This window comes from Pseudoxanthomonas sp. Root630, from assembly GCF_001427585.1.
Taxonomy (GTDB): Bacteria; Pseudomonadota; Gammaproteobacteria; order Xanthomonadales; family Xanthomonadaceae; genus Pseudoxanthomonas_A.
Genome location: NZ_LMGY01000012.1, coordinates 361346 through 379716 on the forward strand (window position 1 = coordinate 361346; position 18371 = coordinate 379716).

17 protein-coding genes and 1 pseudogene are annotated in these 18371 nt (G+C 63.1%); 10 read left to right on the top strand and 8 right to left on the bottom strand.

Annotated elements, in window-relative coordinates; translation table 11 throughout:
- Positions 1–2062: 2062 nt before the first annotated feature.
- Positions 2063–3357: pseudogene (locus ASD72_RS20490) on the bottom strand (winged helix-turn-helix domain-containing protein); the annotation flags it as partial.
- A gap of 510 nt (positions 3358–3867) precedes the next feature.
- On the opposite strand from ASD72_RS20490, the gene ASD72_RS07790 reads away from it, so the two are divergent.
- From ASD72_RS07790 to ASD72_RS07810, 5 genes are all read left to right on the top strand, one after another.
- Positions 3868–4821 carry a hypothetical protein gene (locus tag ASD72_RS07790; protein WP_162250362.1) on the top strand — a complete coding sequence of 318 codons (954 nt, stop codon included), beginning with the start codon at positions 3868–3870 and terminating at the stop codon, positions 4819–4821.
- Positions 4799–5617 (top strand): hypothetical protein, encoded by an 819-nt coding sequence (locus tag ASD72_RS07795; protein ID WP_155944531.1) that lies wholly within the window; start codon positions 4799–4801, stop codon positions 5615–5617. The genes ASD72_RS07790 and ASD72_RS07795 overlap by 23 nt, the downstream gene beginning before the upstream one ends.
- Before the next feature lies 1 nt (position 5618).
- Entirely contained in the window at positions 5619–5924 is a 306-nt protein-coding gene (locus ASD72_RS07800) for a hypothetical protein (RefSeq protein WP_155944532.1), read from the top strand.
- 68 nt (positions 5925–5992) lie between these two features.
- Positions 5993–6265, top strand: coding sequence for a DUF4282 domain-containing protein (locus ASD72_RS07805; RefSeq protein ID WP_056879360.1), 273 nt, complete (start codon positions 5993–5995; stop codon positions 6263–6265).
- A 178-nt stretch (positions 6266–6443) separates the two neighbouring features.
- Positions 6444–7454, top strand: coding sequence for a hypothetical protein (locus ASD72_RS07810; RefSeq protein WP_155944533.1), 1011 nt, complete (start codon positions 6444–6446; stop codon positions 7452–7454).
- 144 nt (positions 7455–7598) lie between these two features.
- Here ASD72_RS07810 and ASD72_RS20495 read toward each other — a convergent pair whose 3' ends face one another.
- Both ASD72_RS20495 and ASD72_RS07820 read right to left on the bottom strand, forming a co-directional pair.
- A complete protein-coding gene (locus tag ASD72_RS20495; protein WP_343123682.1) occupies positions 7599–8123 on the bottom strand; it encodes a GMC family oxidoreductase N-terminal domain-containing protein in 525 nt (174 codons plus the stop codon).
- Positions 8124–8129: 6 nt separating this feature from the next.
- A complete protein-coding gene (locus tag ASD72_RS07820) occupies positions 8130–8912 on the bottom strand; it encodes an alpha/beta hydrolase (RefSeq protein ID WP_056879363.1) in 783 nt (260 codons plus the stop codon).
- A 417-nt stretch (positions 8913–9329) separates the two neighbouring features.
- Between ASD72_RS07820 and ASD72_RS07825 the strand changes: the two genes are divergently transcribed.
- Complete coding sequence (locus ASD72_RS07825) at positions 9330–9629, top strand: hypothetical protein (RefSeq protein ID WP_056879364.1); 300 nt, start codon at positions 9330–9332, stop codon at positions 9627–9629.
- Positions 9630–10208: 579 nt separating this feature from the next.
- On the opposite strand, the gene cydX is transcribed toward ASD72_RS07825, so the two are convergent.
- The 4 genes from cydX to ASD72_RS07840 form a co-directional block, all read right to left on the bottom strand.
- The gene (cydX, locus tag ASD72_RS20500; RefSeq protein WP_081420215.1) at positions 10209–10322 is read right to left on the bottom strand and encodes a cytochrome bd-I oxidase subunit CydX; all 114 of its coding nucleotides are present in this window, start codon (positions 10320–10322) and stop codon (positions 10209–10211) included.
- A gap of 64 nt (positions 10323–10386) precedes the next feature.
- Positions 10387–10791, bottom strand: a complete 405-nt coding sequence (locus ASD72_RS20880) for a NifB/NifX family molybdenum-iron cluster-binding protein (protein ID WP_155944534.1) — start codon at positions 10789–10791, stop codon at positions 10387–10389.
- 10 nt (positions 10792–10801) lie between these two features.
- A complete protein-coding gene (cydB, locus tag ASD72_RS07835; protein WP_056879366.1) occupies positions 10802–11947 on the bottom strand; it encodes a cytochrome d ubiquinol oxidase subunit II in 1146 nt (381 codons plus the stop codon).
- A gap of 10 nt (positions 11948–11957) precedes the next feature.
- Positions 11958–13526, bottom strand: coding sequence for a cytochrome ubiquinol oxidase subunit I (locus tag ASD72_RS07840; RefSeq protein WP_056879367.1), 1569 nt, complete (start codon positions 13524–13526; stop codon positions 11958–11960).
- A gap of 256 nt (positions 13527–13782) precedes the next feature.
- On the opposite strand from ASD72_RS07840, the gene ASD72_RS07845 reads away from it, so the two are divergent.
- Positions 13783–15093: a sigma-54-dependent Fis family transcriptional regulator gene (locus ASD72_RS07845; protein ID WP_200948847.1), complete on the top strand. Its 1311-nt coding sequence runs from the start codon at positions 13783–13785 to the stop codon at positions 15091–15093.
- Here the strand turns inward: ASD72_RS07845 and ASD72_RS07850 are convergent.
- On the bottom strand, positions 15090–16067 hold the full coding sequence (locus tag ASD72_RS07850; RefSeq protein WP_056879369.1) for a hydrogen peroxide-inducible genes activator: 978 nt from the start codon (positions 16065–16067) through the stop codon (positions 15090–15092). The genes ASD72_RS07845 and ASD72_RS07850 overlap by 4 nt on opposite strands.
- A 141-nt stretch (positions 16068–16208) precedes the next feature.
- Here ASD72_RS07850 and ASD72_RS07855 point away from each other — a divergent pair, with 141 nt between their 5' ends.
- The 3 genes from ASD72_RS07855 to ASD72_RS07865 all read left to right on the top strand — a co-directional run bounded on the left by ASD72_RS07855 (position 16209) and on the right by ASD72_RS07865 (position 18367).
- Positions 16209–17102, top strand: coding sequence for an MBL fold metallo-hydrolase (locus ASD72_RS07855; protein WP_056879370.1), 894 nt, complete (start codon positions 16209–16211; stop codon positions 17100–17102).
- Positions 17103–17193: 91 nt separating this feature from the next.
- Positions 17194–17937: a peroxiredoxin gene (locus tag ASD72_RS07860; RefSeq protein WP_056879371.1), complete on the top strand. Its 744-nt coding sequence runs from the start codon at positions 17194–17196 to the stop codon at positions 17935–17937.
- A gap of 88 nt (positions 17938–18025) precedes the next feature.
- Positions 18026–18367, top strand: a complete 342-nt coding sequence (locus ASD72_RS07865; RefSeq protein WP_056879372.1) for a TIGR01244 family sulfur transferase — start codon at positions 18026–18028, stop codon at positions 18365–18367.
- The last annotated feature ends 4 nt before the right edge of the window (positions 18368–18371 follow it).

An 18371-nucleotide genomic window follows, 5' to 3' on the forward strand; every position in this document is an offset into this window, starting at 1 on the left:
CGCGGGAGCGCGTGGGCGCGTACGTTGTCGACACCAGCTTCTGGGACGAGGATTTTAGGGGAAGGTAGAAGGGCCTTGCGGCGGTCCGTTTGCCACGTTCGCTCAAAGTTTTGCTCCATAGTAGGAAAACTCATGCTGTCTACCGTTGCATCACGCCACAAAATCGCGAGATATCAAAGGAGCTAAGCAAGTGCTTAGCGTCCGGAATCGCGGCATGGCGCACGGTCAGATGAGTGTAAGGCACAGGGACGAGCGCTGAGGAGCTAGCCAAGCTAGTCGCCCACACACCATCCAGGTCTGAAACCGCCCTGAGTTCCCTGCGTAGACTTCCATGCCTGCTAATAGCTGCTAGCGGCGGTGCACTTCTTGAATAGGACGTTCCTGGGTATCTATGGGGATCCAAGCAACGTCTGCCATGTCTTGAGCTGTTCCTCATCGGCGACTTCTAGCTGTGCCAATGAAGTGACCGCGGAAGTTAGAAGGGGGCGACCCTCTACCTCGCGTCCGGACTGCATGAGGATCTGGCCACGCAGTGCTTGCAGGCGATGCTCCCAACCTGGCGTGGAGTCCCCGGCCGTCAGTGCCGGCACGCTCAATCCTTCGACCATCTCCAGCGCCTCGCCATATCGCCCCTGTTCGGCCAAGTTTCCTGCCAAGGCATATCGGAAGCTGTGGGCAGCGACGTTGTCTTGGCCGAAGTGCTTGCGAAGCCCGCTTTCGGCGAGATGCAGGTAGTTCAAGCCTGCGTCACGATCACCGCAGTCGTACTCCTTGAATCCGAGATTGCCCGTTTCGATCAGCGTGGCCTGGCGCTCCTCGCCATACCGCTTGGCCATGCGCTCGCGAACCGTGCGCGCGATCGGCAGCGCCTTGGTGCAATCGCCGGCATAGTCATGGATGCTCGCCACCAGCGACATCTGAACCAAGGTGGTGTAGTCGTCGGGGCCGAGGATGCGCTCGGTCGTTGTCGCAGCCGCCTCGGCGATAGGCAGGGCCTCGGCGTAACGCCCCAGATTGCGCAGCGCGCGTGCCAGCATCACGCGATAGCCCGCAACCGTGGACTCGCCAATGCGCTCTGGGCGAAGCAGGGGATCGGCCAGCAATTTCTGTAGAAGCGGAATGGCCTCGTTGGCCTTGTCGGATCTGAGCAAGCCGTCGGCGATATTGGAGCGGATCAACGCCGCCATCGAGGCGTCGTCCGGGCGCAGCGCCCGCTGCAGAACATCGGCCCGCCGGTGCGCCACCAGTGAGGGCTCTATCTGCAGTTGCTGGAAGTGAAGCTGTCCACGCGCAATGGCCGCATAGAGGGCTACCTCGTTCTCTCCGTCCAGCCTTCGCTTACCCGCCAGCCTGTCCGCTTCCTCCAGCTGACGCGCAGCCTCTGCGAATGATTCGGGCGTCCCAGCATAGGCCAGAGTGCGAATCAGTCCGTAACGCGTGATCAGCGTCTGCGTATCGTCCACACCAAAGGCGCGGCCATAGTCCTGCACGGCCTGACGCAGGTGGCCGGCAGCGCGCTCGCGATCTCCCAGCGTTCGCCACGCATCGCCCAGCGCGGCATGAATGCCGCCTCGCACCGCAGGATCCTGGTCGAATCGCTGTGCCAGGGGCTTGCCCGCCTGTTCAAGCATTTGCCGTACCGTCGGATCGCGCTCGAACCCGGATCCGCCCGGGCTCAGGGCGCCGATCAGGTCATCGCTCAGAAAGCGCGTCACGGCTTCAGCGCGCGCGGCTTGCATCTCGGCGTTGCGGCGTTGCTGCTCGCTTCGCCACCAGAGTGCCGAGCTGGCCAGCAGGCCTACGCTCAACATGGCGATCGTGGCGATCACCCAGGGCTTACGCGCTCGCGTATGCTCCAGCGCACGCTGCACCTGCTGCGCGGCGGCGGTGGCGGCGGCATGGTGCTCTGCCTGCGCTTTGCGTCGCTCCAACGAAGACAGCCGCTCGATCAGCTCCGCCACGCTGCCCATGCGCTGCGCAGGGTCGCCATCGGTAGCGCGGCGGATGTCCTCCACAAGGAGCGGATCCTCGATATCGCGTTCCCAGCCTGGGGCCATCGGGNCAGGGCCTACGCGCTCGCGTATGCTCCAGCGCGCGCTGCACCTGCTGCGCGGCGGCGGCCGCTGCGGCATGTTGCTCTTCCTGCGTTTTGCGTTGCTCCAACGACGACAGCCGCTCGATCAACTCCGCCACGCTGCCCATGCGCTGCGCAGGGTCGCCATCGGTAGCGCGGCGGATGTCCTCCACAAGGAGCGGATCCTCGATATCGCGTTCCCAGCCTGGGGCCATCGGACGTCGCAGATCGCCGGCCAGCCATTGATACAACAGCACGCCCAGTGCATACACGTCGCTGCGCACGGTTGCAGATTGTCCGGCAATGAGTTCCGGCGCCAGGTAAAGGGGTGTACCGGAACTGTCGCCGCTATGGGCTGTCGTGACCGTCATGCCCATGCCGGTGATGCCCAGCTCGGCCAGACGCTCGGGCTGAAGCAGGCGGCTGTTGCCGAAGTCCGTCAGGCAAGGCTGGAAGGCATCCTCACCCCGCGAGCGAACCAGTACGTTCGCCGGCTTGATGTCCTTGTGCAGCACGCCTACGCCGTGTGCGGCGTCGACCGCCGCCGCTATGCGCAAGAAGAATGCCAGCTTGCGCTCCCGATTCCAGGCCTGCAGTGCTCCGTGCTCCTCGGCCCATTCCGGCAAGGCCTGCCCGCCGTACTCGCACTCCAGGAAGAACGGCTCGCTCTCGAAGTTCCAATCAAGCACGCGGACGACGTCGTCCCGCTCACCCAGGGTGTCTCGCAGCACGCGCATCAGCGTGGCTTCGCGTTTGATGGCCCCCAGCCGCTCGCCGCCGATGCTGAACTTGAAGACGCGGCTGTCACGCGTGCGTGGCTGGCGTGCCAGCCAGACTTCGCTGCCCAGCGTGCGACCCAAGGGCCGCTCCAGTAGGAAGTGTTCCCGGCCGGGTACCGGTTGCCCGGGGGTAAAGGTCAGTGCGGCCTCCATCCGTTGGCCCTGGGCCACGCGCTCGACCGGACCCTCCAACCGGTAACCCACGCGCGGCACGGTGGCGATGCGGTCCTCGCCGGCGGCATCCAGTGCCTTGCGCAACTTGCCCACGGCCGTGGCCAGCACGTGGTCCACGGTGATCCGACCGGTCCAGACCTGGTCGAAAAGCTCCTCCTTGGTTACCACCTCGCCCACGTGGCGCAGCAGCACAGAGAGCACCTGCAGCGGCTTGTGCTCGATGTCGACGGCTAGGCCCGCCACATGCAGTTCATGGCGTGCCTCGTCGAACTCGACGCTGCCAAAACGCCACCGGTAGAGCCGGGCATCGGACGGAGGGGAGGCTGACATGGGGCCGATGATAACGCCGGTTACAGCGCCTTTTATGCCGTCCAAGGTGCAGGCGTGGCGTCCTTGAAGGTTTCTTGAAAGCTCCGTGAGGACGCGCGGCAGCCCGTGGCCTGAGGCTCTCTATATGCAGGTGCGGTGCCACGACAGCCGCTGACACCACTGGAACGGGGAAGCGCATGAGGAGCAGGGGACAAGGGGCTTCGCGAGGGGACGGCCGGGGTACGGCACGCTCTTGCTGGCCATCTGGCCATCTGGCCGGCTGCCGCGGGTACCGGGACTCACTGGCTTGGAGAAGAGCTGCACTGGGGCCGCGCCGCCCAGGCCAAGGCGCGGGTCCACCTTTATGCCGATCCGCGACCCCCGGATACCGACAGCTGCTTCAGGAAGACCGAAGCGTCCGGATGCACCGCGGACAGGTGGCAACCGTCGCGTGCATATCAGGCTCCTGGATTGAACGGCCTCGATGCGTGCCAAAGAAGTAAGTGACACATGCCCAATCTGGAGAGAGTAATGATGCGAATGAAGGTCCATCTAGCCCTGCTGGCATTGTCAGCCATGATGCTGTCGGCCTGCGGTGGCAACGAGCTTGCGGAGGGTCAGGAGGAGGGCGGCGTGCCCCTGGACGAGCTGGAGGAGGCTGCGATGGCGGGGCCTGAAGGGCCTGCGCCGCTGCGGTGTCCCGCCAAGGTGCGCAAGGAGCTCGGCGGCCCGGACATCATCGGGCTGCGTCTGGGCATGACACTGCCGGAAGCGATGGCGACGACACGTTGTAGCCTGGGTGAGGAGGCCGTCGTCACGGAAGAGAATCGGTGGCTCGATCGCCTTGACACGAACGGCGTCGCGTTGGGCACGCAATTCTTCACGGTCGAGAAGGGCAGCTACCGGCCCTGCAATTTTGCCAGCGAATGGCAGGAGTGCCGGGGCAAGTTCAAGTGGGAGCACACCGACGAAATCGTACGGGTCGCCACGCCGGGCGTGCCGGGCAAGGAGACTGCGATGGTTGTCTGGCGCACCCAGAAATTCCGCGACGGCCAGATGCCCTCGGCGGACGCCACGCTTCAAGCCCTGACCTCCAAGTACGGACAGCCGCAGGTCCGCGAGAACAGTGATTCGCCACGCGGCTACTCGGCGGGTACGCGCGACCTGCAGTGGGTCTACGACCGCTCAGGCAATCCATTGTCCGAAGCCAATCCCTTGTTCGGGCGCTGCCGCAATGGCGTCTATGCCGGGGGGGAGAACACAGGGGCCAGCTGGACCGACGGATGCGGACTCAACATCAGTGCAAGGGTCGTACTGAGCGGGAACAACCCCGGGCTGGTGATGGAGCTGCATACGGCGATGATCCAGCAGAGCAGTACCTATGCATACATCGAAGGCATGCAGGCTGAGCTGCAGCGCATCGGAAATGCAAGGCGCGAGGCGGAAGTGAAGGAGGCCGGCGATGCCAGCGATGTACGCCTCTAAGCCGTGCTGCTATCGCATCGTGTGTCTGGCACTGCTGTGTGCGTTCACGCTTGCCGCTTGCGAGGGCGAGCCGCCAGCGCGCGATGTGGGAGAGGCGACGCCGCAGCAAGAGGCTGCCGATTCATCGCCGCTTGCGGGACCCACTCAGCCCGCATCGCCTGCTGTTAGTGCCGCCGACGCTACGCCATCGGCAGCTCGATTTGGCGATGGCCAGCTGGATCATCCGGATGATCTGCAGATCCTCATGCTTGCCTACAGGCTGGAGGGTCGTACACCTCCGATCGACGAATGGGCGTCAGCGCAGTATCGGGTGAAGTATGCGGACGAGTTCAAACGACCGAGCCTGCTGAAGGAGGAGCAGGAACGCCTGCAAGGCATCTATGACGGCACCGCCGAGGTTGGCCGCCTGCGACTCAACGTCAATGCACAGTTCGGCGAGTACGATGCCGGCCGGGGAGGGTATTACCTGGATGCGTTCATGCCGGGCAGCGCTTTCAGTTTTGACGCGCAGCCATCGCCAGAGATCCAAAGGCAGCGGATCAGTCTCCAGGTCGACAATCCGGGGGAACTCAACTTTTGGCCACTGGATGCCGCGCGGGCGCAGGATGTACTGACGCGCAACAGTGGTCTGCGCAGCGTGGTCCTGGATAGCCGGTTTCTGATCACCGGAGTAAGTCGCCGTAGCGAGGGTCTGGTCATCAAGGCACGGCTACTGGGGTACGCGATCGGCAGCGATCACTACAACCGCCCGGCGACGTTTGGCGAGGTCAACTTTGATAGTCAAGGGGAGCGCTGAGATGACATGGCGAGCCAAGGGGTTATTGGTCGGTGTCGCACTGCTGCTGCCCGGGTGTGGCAACGGATTGGCAGGTACCTATGAAGACTCGATGGGCCTGACCCAGCTGCGCTTTGAGCGCGGCGGGGTGGTGGTGCAGTCATCGGATCTGGGCGGGGTTGAGCGGCAGATGCGATACGAGGTCGACGGCGACCGGATACGCATTCGACATCCCGATGTGGAAGGTGCGGCCTTGGTACTCACTCGTGTCGATGACAAGACGCTTTCCGGACCAATGGGTGTGACCTTCCGGCACGTCAGCGACTGAGACAGTGTTCGAATCTCATCGCTGCGAGCTATGCGAACAACTATGGACTTCAAAGAGGAGAACTGAAAATGCGGGACTGGCTCTACTTCGACACGATGGTGACGCCCAAGATCATCACCTTCATCTACTGGATCCTGTTGGCCGGCGCCGTGGTGTCCGGACTGGTGCTGATGGTCAAGGGCTTCGGCCTGATGCGGTACTCCGGGTTTGCGGGCTTCGGCATGATCGTGGCCGCCCCGATCCTGGCCGTACTTTCCGCCCTGCTGGCGCGCATCTACTGCGAAATCATGATCGTGCTGTTCAAGATCAACGAAGCGTTGCAGGACATCCGCCGCAAGTAGCACCCGCCCGACGATCCGGCAGCGGTCGAAGGTCCGCTGCCGCTTTTTCACCCAAGGGGACAGCACCATGGAAACAAGCACCCTGCACCGGGTCAGCGGATCATCGCGGCCGACCCAGGACATGAAGACGAAACGGACGGTGCGGCATGCACACCGCCTCTACGCACTGGCGCTGCTGATGCTGTTGCCGCTGCAAGGCCTGGCGGTGGATCGCGGCAGGCAAGTGGTGGTAACCAAGCCCGACGATGCCGCCCGGTTGATGGATGCGGTGGAGAATGCGGTCTGGGCGGCAGACGGCAAGCCTGCTTCCAAAGCCATCTATGTGGTCTACAGCACCGAATGCGCCTGGAGCAAGCGCCTGTTTGACGAAACACGCGCGCTGGTAGGCAACGCGCAGCTGCGCTGGATCCCCGTGGCGGGAAACACGGCCGCGTCCGTGGTGGCGGGGCGCGACAGTGCGAGCGTCGGCAATGCCTTCGACGGGAGAGCCGCGCGCGCCGCCGATGCTGCTGCGCAGCGTGGCGTGGTCTACAACCAGGGTGTGATGGACAGCATCACGTACCAACTGCGGCCCTACGATCGGTCGAAGACATTCGCATTCCCGACGCTGGTGTACCGCAGCGGCAAGAGCGTCAAGGTCGTCGCCGGCAATCCACGCAACCTCGCCACCCTGGCAACCGAGGTAGCGAGTGAGCCGCGCGCGGCATCCCTAGTGCCTGCAGGCATCGCGCTTTCTGCACAGGCACCCACGCTGCTTCGCAGTCGCAACCTGTCTAAATGGGCGCACCTCAATGACACGCCGATGATCTTCCGGGCGGCGCCCTCCCCGCTGGCGCCTGCCATTGACGATCTGGCCAAGGATTTTCTGGTCCCGGTAAGCGGCATCGTGGGCTCGACGGGTTGGATCGAGGTGGCGCCTTGGGGCCTGGACAAGCGCAAGGCCTACGTGCATGACCCGCTGATGGCGCGCATGGCCCTGCTGGATTATCGGGTCAAGCCGCAGGGTGGACAGTGGCAGGCTCAAGCGATGGTGCAGGTGAGGGAATTCCCTGATGCCGACGCCCATGTGCTGGAAACGCTGAAGCCCGGAGAGCGCTACCGGCGTAGCGGTGTTGTTGAGCATGGCGGACATGTCTGGGACCAGATCGTGCTTTACGCCGATGGTGCGGTGGGCTACGTGAAGCGGTGACGAACTTGGAGTGGAAGATCGGCGAGCGCCCATCGGACTTCACGATCGGGTCGTTGAGTGCATGGCCACGGGCTGCGGGTGCGGTTGTGTTTCCACATGCACGGGCCCGCCGGCGCCACGCCGGGTTGGATCGGGCATGCCGTGCTAGTCTTCGATGCGCCGGTAGATGTCGAGCAACGCACGATAGCGCCAAGCCTCGTCGCCGGCCTCCTCGGCGAAGTGATCCCAGTCGCTCTGATGACCGCGCGCCCACACCATCACTTTGATGCTGGAGCCGCCGCCCACCACCTTGCCCATGTTCAGCGGGATGGCGCGCCGATGGAGATGCGGATTGGGCTTGGCGACGAAGGCCCAGTTGCGATCAGATCCGAGGTTCGACGGCCACTGCGTCGGCTCGAGGCTCTCCTTCAGTTCGGTGCCGCCGCCCGGCTCGATCAGTAGCGCGCGCACGGCAGGACTTTTCGCGAGCCTGCCGGCGAAGGCACAGCAGGCGAGCCCTGCGCCGCAGACGATGAAGTCGTGGCGCCCTGGATGTTGCAGGTCGGTGGCGTAGGTGGGGACGGTGGGGGAAGAAATGGGGATGGCGGCAAGAAACTCTGGGCGACGTGGGGAACGTGGCGCAGGGGAGAGGTGCCGGACGCGACGGCGGCATATGCCGTCGCGTCCCAGAGGTGCTTACTTCGACGGCGTCGCGTCTTTCGCCGCGCGGTCGATGGTGTCGCCCACCACCTTGGGCTGGGTCATGAAGACCGCGTGGCTGGCGGAGACCTTGGTGATGCGCGCGTTGATGCGCTCGGCCATGTGGATGAGCATGGCCTGGTCGAAGGCCTTGTCTTCGGTGGCGATCACTGCCCAACTGGGCTTGCTGCGCCACGCCGCGTTCGTCAGCGTGGTGCCGAACGCGGACATGTTGATCGGCACCTGCGAGTCACGCAGAAACGCCGCGTCGGCATCGCTCGTGTCGTGCGCGAAGCCGGCCTTGAATTTGGCCGGGCTGATGACGCCGAAGCCGTCGGCGCTGGTCTCGATGACGAACGCCGGCGTTGGCGCGAAACCCTTGTATTGCTGCGCCGTGGTTTCACCCGCGTCCGGCGCCAGTGCCGACACATAGACCAGCCCGGCGACCTTGTCGTGCACGCCGGCTTCGGTGATCACCGTGCCGCCCCAGGAGTGGCCCACCAGGATGGCCGGACCGTCCTGACGGTCGAGCACGCGCTTCGTCGCGGCGACATCGTCGGCGAGCGAGGTCAGCGGGTTCTGCACGATGGACACGCGATAGCCGCGCGCGGTGAGGTCGTCGTACACCGGGCGCCAACCGGCGCCATCGGCGAAGGCGCCATGCACCAGCACGACGTTCTTCACTGCACCGCTGTCGCGGGCGGCCTCGGCGGCGTGGGCGGCGGGAGAGAGCGTGGTAGCCAGGGCGGCGGCGAGCAGGGCGGGGATGAGCTTGAACATGGTCGTGTCCTCGGGAAGTGGTGGGTGGCGTTCGGAGTGCGGCGTTGGCCGGCAGGGGTACTTTGCGGGCGTATCCAGAACCATCGGTCACGAAACGTCCTGATAAATTGATCGAGCGTACGAATTCGCCGCGATCTCCTGTCAGGGCGGCCCGCTGGAAGAGCCGGTGTGCGGCGAGGTCATCCGGGGGAAGTGGGCAGGGCCCTAACGCCGACTTGGATCCTCGCGCTGTGAGCATCACTCGACGTCACCCTTAACATTCTGATGCTCCCGTATCTGCTCAGGATCACTTTTTGCGCATGTGCTGAACTACGCTGTCTCGTGTAGTGAATGCGTAGAGAGCGTGCATGGCGGTGGGGCACACACAACCGTGTAAACACCTGATCGTGAGGACTGGCGGTATATGGCTCGTTCGTCGTGCTGGTGCTGCTGGAGGTGGCCAATCGTGCGGTGCAGCGTGGCATCACCCGGCCCGTACGCGAAGTGCTGTTCACCGTCGTGCTGCGAGAGGACAAGTACAAGGCAAAAGCCTTCATCGATACTTTCATGTACCGCGCCGGCGATGTCGCTGGTGCACAGGCCGAAGGCGTGCTCGGCCGTCTCGGCATGGCGATGGGTAGCCTGGTCAGCGTAGTGGTGCCACTTGCACCTGTGTGGGCAGGTCTGGCGCTATGGCTGGGCTGTATAAGCGGGAGAAGTGGAGGAAGGGCACAGTGAGTCCTCGTCCCATCCGGCGATCCTTGAGTTGGATGCCAGTGATCGAAAGCCCTCCCCACGTCCGTGCCTTGAGTCGCATCTGAGGGTAGGCTGCTGTTGGCGGGTGCAATGGGCCTGCACTCACGACAGCTCGTCGATTGAGGCATGGCCCCGACGGACGATGATCAGAGCCCCGGTGCCGGCAAGCAGGCGCCGGTGGCGCGGCCCCTTTGCGGCGCAAGCGCGATCCGGGCGTGCTTGCGCCACTGCGAACGGGTCTGTCAGTCCACTAGCTGCGACTTCCAGTCGTTCACGAGGGTCCATCGGATGGTGCTGAGCATGAGTCGTCGTGGTAGATGCCACGACAACGCCGTGGTCGAAATATTCTTTAGCGTTCTGAAGAAGGAGCGGATCAGGCGGAGGATCCGACAGGCACGGGCCACGGCGGCATCGGACGTGTTCGACCACATCGAGATGTTCCACACACGATTCGCTGTTATGGGCCTGCCGACGGCATGTCATTGGTAGAGTTTGAAAGGCGCTACCCGCAGAGCGACGACTGAATGTCAACGAAGCTCTGGCTGCTCCATGCAGAAATCCTCAATCCTCCATAGGGGCATTCAGACGTGCTTCCTCAAGCTCTCCCCACATTGCATTGAGGATGCCTAGCAGTACCCCAAAGCCAACACCTAGGGTCCATGCGAAGTACCACATGATTGCTTCTCCTTCTTCAGTTGGAACGTTTCAGGTCGCCAGGGTGCGAAGCTCGGTGACCGGGCTACGTTGCTTTTCCAGAATGTCCGACGCACTTGCAGGCGCCTCCGCAGCCGCTATTGGGTTGTGTCAGCGGGGATGCTGACAATGCGGTCAGTTTTCCTTCGCGCCATGCCGCCAAAGCCTGTTCTGGAAGTAGAATGTCGGCAATAACTACCTGCACGCCAAGTTGCATTAGGCGTGCCTGAAGTTTCCGGCCAGCGCCAGCGGTGACAAGCACGCCCACATCGCGCAATGCTTCAGGGAGGTCCTCTCCACACGAGAAAAGTGTTTGCTCCTTGGCTACGGAACGTAGCTCCCATTCACTTTCAATGTGGAGTCCGACTTGTTTCACCATGAAGTAGCGGCAACGTCCGGCATGCGGCGTGATATGGCGCCGGTTCTGAGTGGTAAGTGCGATCATAACCATGGCGTTAGTGTCAGTACGCCGAATGTTCGTTTGCGCGGATGTCAGCCACAGTTACCTTGCCGCGCATTACACGATAGGCCCAACTTGTGTAGAAGATGATGATTGGCATAAAGACCAGCGTGGCCCAGAACATCAAGGCCAGGGTCAGATGGCTCGAAGTGCTGTCCCATATCGTCAGACTGGAGCGGGGATCGGACGAGGAGGGCATCACGAACGGAAACAATGCCGCGCCAGCGGTGCCGATCACGCCGACGATGGAGATGGATGATGCCGTGAAGGCGGCCAGCGTGCGGCCACTGCGCACTAGTGCAGCTGCGGCCAGTGCTCCCAGTATGCCCAGTGCAGGTAGTAGCCAGATCAATGGCTGCACTTCGTAGTTCTCCCACCAGGCATTGGCATCACGAACGACAATTTTGGCGAGCGGATCAGGCAAGGCGTCCGGCGCGAGCGAGCTCTGGATGCTGTAGCCTTCGATGCCGCCGAAGCGGAGCCACAGGCCGGCGGCGACAAAGGCCGACACCATCACCAATGCTGCTCCGATGGCGCCAGTAGTGGCGCGTCGCTGGACATCGCCGACGGTACGATGCGTCAAATACATGCCGCCATGCATGGTGATCATCGCGCTGGAAACGACGCCGACCAGCAGTGCGAAAGGATTGAGTAGTGCCCAGAAGCTACCGGTATAGGTCGGCATCAGCACGTCGTTGAAATGGAACGGGACGCCTTGGAACAGGTTGCCGAAAGCAACGCCGAAGATCAGGGGGGGCACCGCGCCCCCGACGAATAGGCCCCAGTCCCACGTCTTGCGCCACACGGGATGGGCGATCTTGCTGCGGTAATCGAAGCCGACCGGCCGGAAGAACAGTGCCCACAGTACCGCCAGCATGGCCCAGTAGAAGCCTGAGAAAGCCGTCGCGTAGACCAATGGCCATGCGGCGAAGATGGCGCCGCCGCCGGTAATGAACCACACTTGGTTGCCGTCCCAGTGTGGACCCACAGTATTGATCACTACCCGTCGCTCTTCGTCGTTCTTGCCGACGAAAGGAAGTAGCGTGCCGACGCCCATGTCGTGGCCGTCCATGATGGCGAAGCCGATCAGCAGCACGCCGACCAAGATCCACCAGATGATTTTCAGGGTTGGGTAGTCGAAGATCATCGATTGGTCCTCAGTGATGTGCCAAAGCATCGGTTACGTCGCGGTCGTAGCGACCTGTCCCAAGGCTGCCGGGCCCTTGCCGCGCAAACTTGACCATCAAGTACATTTCCACTGCCAGCAGAACGGTATAGAACCCGACGAAGCCGGCCAGCGAGCCGTAGAGGCTAGCCACGGTCAGGTTGGATACCGACATGTGCGTGGGAAGCACGCCATAGATGGTCCAGGGCTGGCGTCCGTACTCGGCGACGAACCAGCCAAGTTCGCAGGCGATCCACGGTGCGGGCAGCATCCATAGAGCCCAATGCAGCAACCAGCGGCGCTCGGTGAAACGCCCCTTGACCGTCTGCCAGAAGGCCAGCGCGAATAGCACGAGCATCAAGAAGCCCAGCGCCACCATGAGGCGGAACGACCAGAACATCGGCGCAACGCGAGGGATGGTGTCATCCACCACGCGCTCGATTAGTTGAGGCGTGACCTGCTCCAGGTCCTGCACATATTGCCTGACCAGAAGGCCAAACCCGAGGTCCGCCTTGTGCGACTCGAACTGTGATTTGGCTGTTGCGTCATCGCGGTTCGCCCGCAGGCGTTCCAGTGCATCGACAGCTTGCATGCCGTTGATGATGCGCTCGCGGTTGCGGGCCTTGATCTCCTTGATGCCGGGGATCGTCTGGTCCGAGCTTCGCGTGCCGATAAGGCCCAGAACCCACGGAATCTTGATCTCCCAATCATTGCGCTGCTGCTGTTCGTTGATGTCCGCCACCAGGGCGAGACCGGCGGGTGCAGGCTGGGTCTCCCACATGGCTTCCATGGCCGCTAGCTTGGTCTGCTGCGCTTCGCCGACCGTATAGCCGGACTCGTCACCCAGCACGATTACCGAAGCCGTGGCGGCTAGGCCGAACGCGGCAGCAACGCGGAAGCTGCGCTTGGCAAACTCAATATTGCGACCACGCAGCAGGTACCAGGCAGAGATCGATAGCACAAACATCGCGCCGGTCACATAGCCAGCAGATGCAGTATGAACGAACTTGGCCTGAGCATCCGGATTGAAGACCACATCCCAGAAGCTGACCATCTCCATGCGCATGGTTTGGTAGCTGAACTCGGCACCGATGGGATACTGCATCCAGCCGTTCGCCACCAGAATCCATAGGGCCGAGAGGTTGGTGCCTACAGCCATAAGTAGAGTGACCAGCAGGTGCTTGCCCTTGCTCAGGCGTTCCCAGCCAAAGAAGAACAGGCCGATGAACGTCGATTCCAGGAAGAACGCCATCAATCCTTCGATCGCCAGCGGAGCGCCGAAGATATCGCCGACGTAGTGGGAGTAGTAGGCCCAGTTGGTGCCGAACTGAAACTCCATGGTGATGCCGGTGGTGACACCCAGCGCGAAATTGATGCCGAACAGCTTGCCCCAGAAGCGGGTCATGTCCTTCCAGATGACGTTGCCGGTCATCACGTACACACTTTCCATGATCACCAGCATCCAGGTCAGGCCCAGCGTGAGAGGCACAAACAGGAAGTGGTACATGGCCGTGACGGCGAACTGCAGCCGCGAAAGTTCGACCAGGTGTTCCGATATCACGAAGAGTCCTCCGGTGCGTAATAGAAGGGTGGAGCGGATGCGCCGATTGGCGGCGCATCCGCTCCCGCGGGGCGTTGCAAGTCCGCCCAGCGGCTTTCTAAACGCATGACCCGTGCCAATCGAAGATGGCAGGGGCACTCCTTGCTTATCAATGGGTTGTAATCCATCGGGCGCCGTCTGTGGCGCGGTTGCCGCCATTTGTGGCAGCATCGATGTGTCAGAAATGACAGTCGCGCCGCGCGAAGAGAGGTCCGAGATGAAGTTGCCCCCGCTGCTGCTTTCCTATCTGGAAAGCCTTCCCGAACCGCACGTCCTGTTTGATCGGCAGTACCAGATCGTGGCTGCCAACGCTGCCTATGCCGCCCTGTATGCGGGTGAAGCGCCGGTAGTGGGCCGTACCTGCCATCAGGTTTCCCACGGCTCGCCGATACCCTGTGACAAGGCGGGCGAGAGTTGCCCACTGGCGGCTGCCCTTGCCAGTGGGCAGCGCGAGCGTGCCGTACACCTGCACCACGTGCCTGGCGGGGAGGAGTACTTCAACGTTGAATTGACCCCGCTGCGAGGGGAGGGTTCGCGCAACGCCTATTTCCTGGAGAAGATGGAGCCACTGCGGATTTCCGGGCGACGGGGGGCGGAGCGCCACCTCGTCGGGCGTTCCGCGCCGTTCCGCGCCATGCTGGAACTGATCACGCGTGCCTGCGACGCAGAGGTAAACGTTTTGATCCAGGGTGAATCAGGCAGTGGAAAGGAGGTCGTCGCGCAGGCGCTGCATGATGCCAGTCCCAGACGCGCCCATCCGTTCGTGGTACTGGAATGCGCGAGCCTGTCCGAAACATTGTTCGAGAGCGAGCTGTTCGGACATGAGCGCGGCGCCTTTACGGGTGCGCTAAGTACTAAGAAGGGACTTGTCGAGATCGCGCACGGAGGCACGCTGTTCCTGGACGAACTTGGTGATATCCCACTTGCGATGCAGGTCAAGCTGCTGCGGCTGATCGAAACGGGATGCTACCGCCGGGTGGGCAGTACCGAATTACGGTTGGCGGACGTGCGCATCGTCTCGGCGACCCATCGCGACCTGCGCGCCATGGTCGAGGCCGGCAGCTTCCGCCAAGATTTGTACTACCGAGTCAGCACCTTTCCCATTCGCGTTCCGCCACTACGCGAGCGCTTGGACGACCTTGAGGGGCTGGTCCGCAACCTGCTTCAGACGATGGAGATGGGGCGTCAGCTGACGCTGGCGCCATCTGCCCTCGACGTACTTCGCCGGCACGACTTTCCTGGCAATGTCCGGGAGCTACGCAACCTGCTCGAGCGCGCAGCGATCTTCTGCGATGGGACCAAGATCTCCGAGCGTCATATCCAGAACGCCCTCGCGCTGACCGGCGACGTGGTGGTTCCCAGCGTGAAGCCGGCAGGCGTGGAAGCGCCAAAGAAGACACTAAAGGCCATGCAGGCCGACTTGGTGAAGTCGGCAGCGCGCGCGCATACGGGGTCTCGCAAGGCTTTGGCGGAGCGGCTGGGAATCAGCGAGCGCACGCTGTACAGGCGACTGCGGAGCAGCAATTAGTGCCCGCGCCGCCCAGGCTTTCGTCTGGCGTCAGCGTTTAGGGGTGGAGTCCACGGCCTGATGTGGTCGGATGCCCACGCGCGGATCAGTTCGCCCAGTTGCAGGAACGTGTCGGTGCGTGAGGAGTTCCGACGCCAACACAGTCCTATCGTGCGGGCGTTGGCCTCATCGGCCAGTGGCCGCACCACCAGGTTGGTCTTCTGCAGGATGCCGCCCATGATGGCCAGATCGGGCAGGAAGGTCGCTCCCATGCCCTCGGCGACCATGGCGACCAGTGTGTGCAGGCTGGTCGAGGAGAAATTGGCTCGCTCGATCTCGGCTGCGCGCTGCAGGGCGGGAAGCGCATGGCTGTGCAGGCAATGGTCGTGCTCAAGCAGAAGAAGGTTCTGAGTGTCGAAATCGGCTTGTACGGCGACGGTGCATGACGCGTCGCCCGGTGCCGCGGACGTCGATGCATTGACGTAGCGATAGGCGTCGTCGAACAGCATGAAGGTTTCCATGCCGGGGGTCTCGTAGGGAAAGGCCATCAGCACGAGATCCAGACGTCCCTCCGCCAGTTGGCCCAGCAGGTGTCGCGTCTTGTCCTCGCGCAGCGCCAAGCGCAGGCGCGGAAACCGTGCACCTAGGCGGCGAATCAGTTGAGGCAACAGGAACGGCCCGATGGTGGGAAGCACTCCCATTTCCAGCACACCCGACATTGGGCCGCCGTCGTCCTTCGAGATCGCAACGAGGGCTTCGGCATCGCGCAGCAGTAGGCGCGCCCGCGCGACAAGTCGCCGGCCAGACGCGGTGATGACCACCGACCGTTTGGTCCGCTCTGCCACCTGCACGCCCAGCGCTTCTTCCAATTCACGGATACCCGCGCTCAGGGTGGACTGGGTGACGAAGCAAGACTCGGCGGCGCGACTGAAATTCCCTTGGTCATGCAGGGCGACCAGGTAGCGCAGATGGCGCAGGTTTGGCAGCGGATTCATCGGAGTGTCCAGAGGGCCCGTCAAACGGGCGACTTATCGATATAGGCGATTGCAGAAACTATTTTAATTCGTTTCCCTCGACTTTTCCTTGGCAATAAGGTGGCTCCACGCGCAGGAAACGCCTGCCGGAGGAGTCGATGAATGATCTCTACGAACCTTCCCCTGCTTTCGGACAGTCGTCCCGAGGTCACTGCGTTCTTCGATGCGACGACCAACACCATCAGTTATGTCGTCCGGGCGCCCTCCAGCCGGGCCTGCGCCATCGTCGATTCGGTGATGGACATCGACTACGCCGCCGGCCGGATCTCGTTCGAGCATGCTGACCGCATCATCGACTACGTCCGTGAGCACGGCCTCGAGACGGAGTGGCATATCGAGACCCACGTCCACGCCGATCACCTATCCGCTGCGCCATACCTGCAGCAGAAGCTGGGCGGAAAAATCGGCATCGGCGAGCGCATCGTCCAGGTGCAGGACACGTTCGGCAAGGTGTTCAACGAAGGCACCGAGTTTCGCCGCGATGGGAGCCAGTTCGATCGCCTGTTCGCCGACGGCGACCGCTACCGCATCGGCTCGATGGAGGCGTTCGCGATGCATACACCCGGCCATACGCCGGCCTGTATGACACACGTGATGGGCGATGCCGCCTTCGTCGGCGACACGCTGTTCATGCCCGACGGCGGCACGGCGCGCGCTGACTTCCCGGGTGGCGACGCCCGCACGCTCTACCGCTCGACCAGGCGCATTCTCGAACTGCCCGACCACACGCGCTTGTTCATGTGTCACGACTACGGCCCAGGGGGGCGCGAGATTCGCTGGGAGACCACCGTCGCCGAGCAGCGCGCGAGCAACATTCACGTTCGCGACGGCGCTGGCGAGGGCGCGTTCGTGCGGATGCGTACCGAACGCGATGCTTCGCTGTCGATGCCGCGGCTGATCCTGCCCTCGCTGCAAGTGAACATGCGCGCCGGCCACCTGCCGCCGGCCGACGACGAGGGCCGGCGCTTCCTGAAAGTGCCGATCGACGCGCTGTAGTCCCACGTTCCCGCGCCAGCGGGGCCGTCATCTCTCTGCCTGGCCTCGTCGGCACCTTCCCCGCCCCAAACCACAACACAGGAGCATTTTCATGAGCTGCACCGATTCCGATCCAAAGGTCGTCGCCGCCGCGACAGCGGCCACCACCCTGGCCCCCCTTGCACCCGCGGTCGCCCCGGTCGTCCCCGTCCCCGTCCCAGTCCCTGTCGTAATGCCGCGGATCAACGAACCCGCGCCGGCGTTCAATGCGCAGACCACGCATGGCCCGCGCTCGAACGAGGACTACAAGGGCAAATGGCTGGTGCTGTTCTCGCACCCTGCCGACTTCACTCCGGTCTGCACCACCGAGTTCACGGCCTTCGCCCGTGCCGCCGGCGAGTTCGCCACACTCAACACCGAACTGCTCGGCCTATCGATTGACTCGGTGTTCTCGCATCTGGCTTGGGTGCAGAACATCAAGGAGAAGTTCGGCATCGAGATCCCGTTCCCGATCATCGAGGACTTGTCGATGAATGTGGCCCGCGCCTACGGCATGATCCATCCCGGCGCCGCGGATACCTCGGCGGTACGCGCGACCTTCATCATCGACGACCAGGGCATCCTGCGTGCGATGGTCTACTACCCGATGACCAACGGCCGCTCGGTGGCCGAGATCCTGCGCCTGGTGAAGGGCCTGCAATACAGCTTCGCCAATGGCGTCGCTACGCCCGAAGGCTGGCAGCCCGGTGAGAAGGTGCTGCTGGGCGCACCCAAGACGGTCAAGGAACTGGAAGCCCGCAGTGGGCAGGATCTGGAGACGACCGACTGGTACTTCTCGATGAAGCCCGCGATCTAATCCCCCCGCCGGCGACGGCACCGGCCTTGTGCCGGTGCCGTCGTTCCGTTCCGTCCCCTATCTTCCCGACAGGAAAAAGCCGGAAGACATGTCCATGCCCGCCATCACCGCCCTTTCGGACCGTTACCATGTCTGTCCGCAACTTGATCCAAGTGATGTCGCCGACATCGCTGCGCTGGGCTATGCCGTGCTGGTGTGCATGCGGCCCGATGACGAGGCGTCGGGACAGCCGCGTTGGAAGCAGGTGGAAGCGCAGGCGCACCGGCACGGCCTGACGTTCCACTTCATCCCGACACGCTCGGGCGCAGTGATGCCGGAACAGGTGGAACGCCTGCGCGAGGTGCTGGAACAGGCCGAGGGCCTGGTGCTGTCGTACTGTGCGTCGGGCAATCGCTGCACGCTGGCCTGGCGCATGGCCGTGGAGGCTTGAGCGC

Bases quoted from the DNA above. Each gene is read 5' to 3' on its own strand.
- ASD72_RS07790 (WP_162250362.1), top strand. From the start codon at position 3,868: ATGATGCGAATGAAGGTCCATCTAGCCCTGCTGGCATTGTCAGCCATG.
- ASD72_RS07795 (WP_155944531.1), top strand. From the start codon at position 4,799: ATGCCAGCGATGTACGCCTCTAAGCCGTGCTGCTATCGCATCGTGTGT.
- ASD72_RS07800 (WP_155944532.1), top strand. From the start codon at position 5,619: ATGACATGGCGAGCCAAGGGGTTATTGGTCGGTGTCGCACTGCTGCTG.
- ASD72_RS07805 (WP_056879360.1), top strand. From the start codon at position 5,993: ATGCGGGACTGGCTCTACTTCGACACGATGGTGACGCCCAAGATCATC.
- ASD72_RS07810 (WP_155944533.1), top strand. From the start codon at position 6,444: ATGCTGTTGCCGCTGCAAGGCCTGGCGGTGGATCGCGGCAGGCAAGTG.
- ASD72_RS07820 (WP_056879363.1), bottom strand. From the start codon at position 8,912: ATGTTCAAGCTCATCCCCGCCCTGCTCGCCGCCGCCCTGGCTACCACG.
- cydX (WP_081420215.1), bottom strand. From the start codon at position 10,322: ATGTGGTACTTCGCATGGACCCTAGGTGTTGGCTTTGGGGTACTGCTA.
- ASD72_RS20880 (WP_155944534.1), bottom strand. From the start codon at position 10,791: ATGGTTATGATCGCACTTACCACTCAGAACCGGCGCCATATCACGCCG.
- cydB (WP_056879366.1), bottom strand. From the start codon at position 11,947: ATGATCTTCGACTACCCAACCCTGAAAATCATCTGGTGGATCTTGGTC.
- ASD72_RS07845 (WP_200948847.1), top strand. From the start codon at position 13,783: ATGAAGTTGCCCCCGCTGCTGCTTTCCTATCTGGAAAGCCTTCCCGAA.
- ASD72_RS07850 (WP_056879369.1), bottom strand. From the start codon at position 16,067: ATGAATCCGCTGCCAAACCTGCGCCATCTGCGCTACCTGGTCGCCCTG.
- ASD72_RS07855 (WP_056879370.1), top strand. From the start codon at position 16,209: ATGATCTCTACGAACCTTCCCCTGCTTTCGGACAGTCGTCCCGAGGTC.
- ASD72_RS07860 (WP_056879371.1), top strand. From the start codon at position 17,194: ATGAGCTGCACCGATTCCGATCCAAAGGTCGTCGCCGCCGCGACAGCG.
- ASD72_RS07865 (WP_056879372.1), top strand. From the start codon at position 18,026: ATGTCCATGCCCGCCATCACCGCCCTTTCGGACCGTTACCATGTCTGT.